We start from the raw sequence: 4,695 nt of genomic DNA, 5'->3' as shown, positions 1-4,695 counted from the left end.
GATCGTCTTGCGCATCCCAGGGAGGGCCTCTTCCAGACCAAACCGTACCTCGTCCGCTAACTTATCTGTCTTTCCCATCGTCTCTCAATGTGTTGCCTCGTAATAATCAGAGATTACATTAAAAGTGATGGGTGGTAAGGGAGGTCTTCAACACCGATCACAGAGAGGAATTCAACGGCCTCCTGGCGCAACACCAGATCGCGACCAGCATGGACAGGCGCTGTCGCTGCCATGACAGCCTTTTTCGTCCAACGGCTACGGTGCACGGTCGAGCACGAGTTGAGTCTATCGACGCCCGATGGGAAACAGCCTCACACAGAAGAGGAGTCTGATCGAATTCTTCGACTGCTACAGCGGCAAGTGCCAGTATTCGCCGCTGGTGTCTTGGTCTCCCCAGTTCTCTTGTGGAGCACTGGGGGCCGCGTTCGCCAAGGGAAGAGGCGGGCAGCATGAAACACGCCCCTTGGACGACAAAAAACCAAGGGAAGCATCAACTGCCGGAATTATGATGCTGCGCCGTGACCAGCAAGCATCAGTCCGACCCCCCAGCGCTAAAAACTCGTTTCGGCGTGAGCGCTATTTGATTTGGTCACCGACAACACCGCCAAGACGGCCGGTGCTGTATAGACGGCATGTTTGCCGACGATAGCCAACGCCTCGCGGCGGGAGATCTTTCTGGGCTCTCTAGCCTGACCATCGTTTTCGGATAAAAGCTGTTTGACCTGTTCGTGTTCGGTATTCATCTTGTACATTCCCAAAGTTAGTCTTGCATGCCAGCCTCTATAGATGACTTCACCACCAAGCAACTCTCTGAACAGAACCCTACCCGCGATCACCAGTGTTGCCTCATCTGAATTCGCGCCACAGTGCGCATGGAAACGAGCCACACCCCAGGCCGGGCACACACCTCTCAGCGCATGCCGGCTTTATCCTGGAGGCACACTTTACCAGCCGCGTTTGCAAGGTTCGAAAATCGCTTTGCGAACCTTTCCAAGATCCCCCCTGGCTGCTTGCGAAGGTCAGCCAGAATCCCTCTTGCCACTGCGCCAGCCAAGTTTAAGCACTTTTTGTGCCAATCACTCTATATAGAGATTAGCCATATGATTTATTGTGACAAACAGGCTTCTGAAGTCTGCCTTGGCTATGCTGCATCGAGCGCTAATGTAAAAAAAACCGACATATGATGACGAGAGAATCATCGTACAGGAGTTTGACAAGGTGCGGAGCGCAAAGGGTTTCCCTCCCTGTATCTCGCTCGACTACCCGGTAGCGCCAACCCCACAGTATGGTTAAATATGGCTAGTGGCGAAACGCCCACGACCCCTGCAGACGCTGAGCCCGCAGCGGAAGGTACCAGGCCGGTTTCACCATGCGGCACTGCTCGGCTCGACCGGCAGGCGACGCTTGCCGGTCGGCCCACCACGAGGGCTCGCGCTTGGTGTTCAATGGAACTCGTCCTGCTCCAGCGTGGTGACCGGACGCTGCCCCGTGCGACGTCATTGCGGTGGTACAGGCGACCAGGCGCTCATCTCGCGACATCTTGTGGAGTCGAAGTCTTGCTTACCTTCATCCGTCGCTGGTTCGACGACAACATCATTGAACTGGGCCGCGAAATGCGGCTTTCCTACCTGCCTCCGCTGATGGTCTATGTCGCTGCCGGCGTCTCCGGGCTGACCGGAATCGTCGGCACCTTCTTCGTCAAGGAGCATCTCGGGCTCTCCGCCGCCTTCCTGGCCGCGCTCGGCTTCTGGGCGGGTATTCCCTGGGCGCTGAAGATGCCGCTCGGGCATCTCGTTGACCTGATCTGGCGCTACAAGGCAGGGCTGGTATGGCTCGGTGCCGGGCTGATCGCTGCCAGCCTGCTGATCATGCTCGGCCTGGTGGCCGAGCCGCTGCGCATGGGCGAAGTGATGTCACTCGAAGCTTGGTTCGTCCTCTCCACCCTGCTCTCGCCAGTCGGCTACGTCGTCCAGGACGTGGTCGCTGACGCGATGACCGTCGAAGCCGTGCCGCGCGTAGACCAACATGGCCGCACCCTACCAACCGAAGCGCGGAGGCTGATGAACACGACGCTGCAGACGCTCGGCCGCGTCGCCATCATCGGTGGCGGCGTTCTTGTCTCGCTGGTAAACGTACTCATGTTCGCGGGTGTCGAAAGCCTGCCCATGGTCGCCAGGACAGCAATCTACGCCAGGGTCTACACGCTGGCTCTGGTCATTCCGGCAATCTCGGTCGCCGGCGTGCTGCTGGCCACGCTGCTCAAGCGACGCGACGCGCGCCGGCTGCGTGCCCGCGGCTTTGACGAGACCAGCCTGCGCGCGATGCTTGATCCTCCGCTCGAAGCGGTCAAAGCCAACTGGTGGATCCTCGGTGGTAGCCTGCTCTTCGTCACGATCAGTCTCTCGGTCGGGCTGGCGGAAGTCCAGTTCAGCCAGGAAATCATCTTCGTCGGCTCTTTCGCGGTGATTACCTTTCTGATGGCCAAGTTGCTGCGCGAACTGGATGAGGATGCACGCCGCACGCTGCTCGGGACGGCGATCGTGATCTTCGTCTTCCGCGCCATGCCCGGCCCTGGTGCCGGATCGACCTGGTGGATGATCGACGCGCTCGACTTCGATCAGTCCTTCCTGGCGAAGTTGTCGCTGATCGCCAGCCTGCTGACACTGCTCGGTCTCTTCCTGTTCCGCCGCTTCATTGGGGAGCATTCGATCGCCTACATCGTCGGTTTCCTGACGCTTGCCGGCACCCTCCTCAGCCTGCCGACGCTGGGCATGTACTACGGCCTACATGAGTGGACGGCGGCCCATACCGGTGCCGTTGTCGACGCCCGTTTCATCGCCCTGATCGACACCGCTCTGGAATCGCCACTCGGGCAGATCTCCATGGTGCCAATGCTGGCCTGGATCGCCAACTCGGCGCCGGCCAACCTGAAAGCTACCTACTTCGCGGTGATGGCGTCGTTCACCAACCTGGCGCTGTCGGCCTCGCAGCTTGGCACCAAGTATCTCAACGAGATCTTTCACGTCAGCCGCGAAGTCCGCGACCCCTTTACCAATGCGCTCAGGATACCGGCCGATTATGGCGATCTTGGCGCATTGTTCATCGTCACCATGACGCTTGGTCTGGTCTTTCCCTTCGCCGCGATCTGGCTGATGGGCTGGTTCAAGCTGCGTACCGCCTGAGTGCGCTAGCCCGCACCGGCGGGCATACGAATGCGAGGCGTTGCTGGCGATCTCCAGGGGTGCCTGAGCAATGCAGGAATGCGAAAGTGCCGGCGAAAGAGTCTGTCTGAACCGGTACCCTTCTGATTGGCCCGAACGGTGCCTCATGCTCTGGGCGGTCACAGACACCAATGTGCGTCTCGCCCTGTTCGTCTGAGTAAATTTCATTTCTGTTTCTCCTGCTGCTAATTTTTGGTTTTCGTGCATGCCGTTACCGGGAATGGCCCGGATTGATTGGAAACGCGCACCCCAATCAGAACTCGACCTCGATCCCCTTTGCCTTCGCCACGGCGAGGACTGCGTCGAAGATTTTCGCACGGTCCCAAGGTGCGTCCGTGGCCTCGTTGCGGAACTCGCGGTAGGCCCGCTCGACGTTTATGAACAAACGCGCCGGAGCCTTCCATCCGCCGTACGGTCCGAAATCGATCTTCTTCGACGCCTCCAGGGCGCTCAGCCCCTGCCCGAAGCAGCGCTTCGATTCTTCGCGCCCTTGACGCTCAGGAAACCTGACTCTTTTTCGCTCACGAGAATGGATCCATTGGAGGCGCAGGTCGCGGTACTGAGCGCGGCTGCAGACGAGGGTTGAAGCGGTTGAAGAAGCGGTGTTCGGCAAGTCGTGCGAAGGGTGTTCTGCCGTCTGTGGTGTGCAGCCTTGGCGGTGTGGGAGAGGCGCCCTGGAGCTGGGTCAAGGGCAGGCTGCGGCTTTTTGCAGCCTGGCGCAGCGTCCCTTGACGCAGCGGAGGGGCGATACGCTGGGGCATGGCAGTCAGAGCGGCAGTATCGCGCTGACTGCCCTGCCGACCGGCGTTTTCGGACGTCGGACCCGCGTCGCGGTCAGCGAGGAGCAACGGTGATGCTCTGGGTGAACCGCTGCCGCCGTTCGCCGGTGCTGGCCAGCGCTACGTGGACTCGTCTGGCGAGGTCTTCTTGCGCGCGTGGGGGCAGCCATCGAGCCCACCGTCTGGGTCGCCTGGAGGACGGGCTTGCTGCGCAAGCTCGCACCACTCAGGCGCAGGATGGTGCACCGATGCTGCAGGCGGTCGAGCAGCGCATCGACGAGCGGCTTCTTCTGAAACAGCTCGTACCAGTCGGGCAGGTCGAGATTCGTTGTGATGATCGTCGACAGACGCAAGCGATCCGTCCGGCGACCATACCGGCATTGCTGCCGGCGAGATTCGTTGTGATGATCGTCGACAGACGCAAGCTGTAGCGCTGGTCCATCAGGCGGAAGAACGCATTGACCTGCTCGGGCTTCAGGTTGAGGTAGCCGAGTTCGTCGATGGCGATCAGCGGCAGGCGGCACAACTGATTGAGCAGCCCAACCGTCGAGCGGTGGCAGCGCAACTTCTTTTCTGTAAAAGCCCCCAAGGGATTCCATCGGGATATAGCCATCAGTCATTCAGGTTGAGGTAGATTTTCCCGGTCATCCATTCCTCGTCGCATTCTGCCAGAAGGGCGGAGACAAGGCGCAGGC

General features: G+C 59.9%; 3 protein-coding genes and 1 pseudogene. 1 reads left to right on the top strand and 3 read right to left on the bottom strand.

Annotated elements, in window-relative coordinates; all coding sequences use genetic code 11:
• Positions 1-551: 551 nt before the first annotated feature.
• Positions 552-743 carry a hypothetical protein gene (locus JNK99_RS07770; protein ID WP_291850996.1) on the bottom strand — a complete coding sequence of 64 codons (192 nt, stop codon included), beginning with the start codon at positions 741-743 and terminating at the stop codon, positions 552-554.
• A gap of 813 nt (positions 744-1,556) precedes the next feature.
• On the opposite strand from JNK99_RS07770, the gene JNK99_RS07765 reads away from it, so the two are divergent.
• Positions 1,557-3,182: a hypothetical protein gene (locus tag JNK99_RS07765; RefSeq protein WP_291850994.1), complete on the top strand. Its 1,626-nt coding sequence runs from the start codon at positions 1,557-1,559 to the stop codon at positions 3,180-3,182.
• Between the two features lie 292 nt (positions 3,183-3,474).
• Here the strand turns inward: JNK99_RS07765 and JNK99_RS07760 are convergent, their stop codons facing one another.
• Positions 3,475-3,834, bottom strand: a complete 360-nt coding sequence (locus JNK99_RS07760) for a hypothetical protein (protein WP_291850992.1) — start codon at positions 3,832-3,834, stop codon at positions 3,475-3,477.
• 291 nt (positions 3,835-4,125) lie between these two features.
• Positions 4,126-4,553: pseudogene (locus tag JNK99_RS07755) on the bottom strand (ATP-binding protein); the annotation flags it as partial.
• Positions 4,554-4,695 lie beyond the last annotated feature (142 nt).

This window comes from Accumulibacter sp. (genome assembly GCF_016789985.1).
Classification (GTDB): Bacteria; Pseudomonadota; Gammaproteobacteria; order Burkholderiales; family Rhodocyclaceae; genus Accumulibacter.
Note: the sequence above shows the minus strand (reverse complement) of the source record. Positions and strands in the feature narration are given on the sequence as shown.

What these genes read in the sequence shown, in the direction of transcription:
- JNK99_RS07770 (WP_291850996.1), bottom strand. Translation starts at nt 743, where the DNA reads ATGAATACCGAACACGAACAGGTCAAACAGCTTTTATCCGAAAACGAT.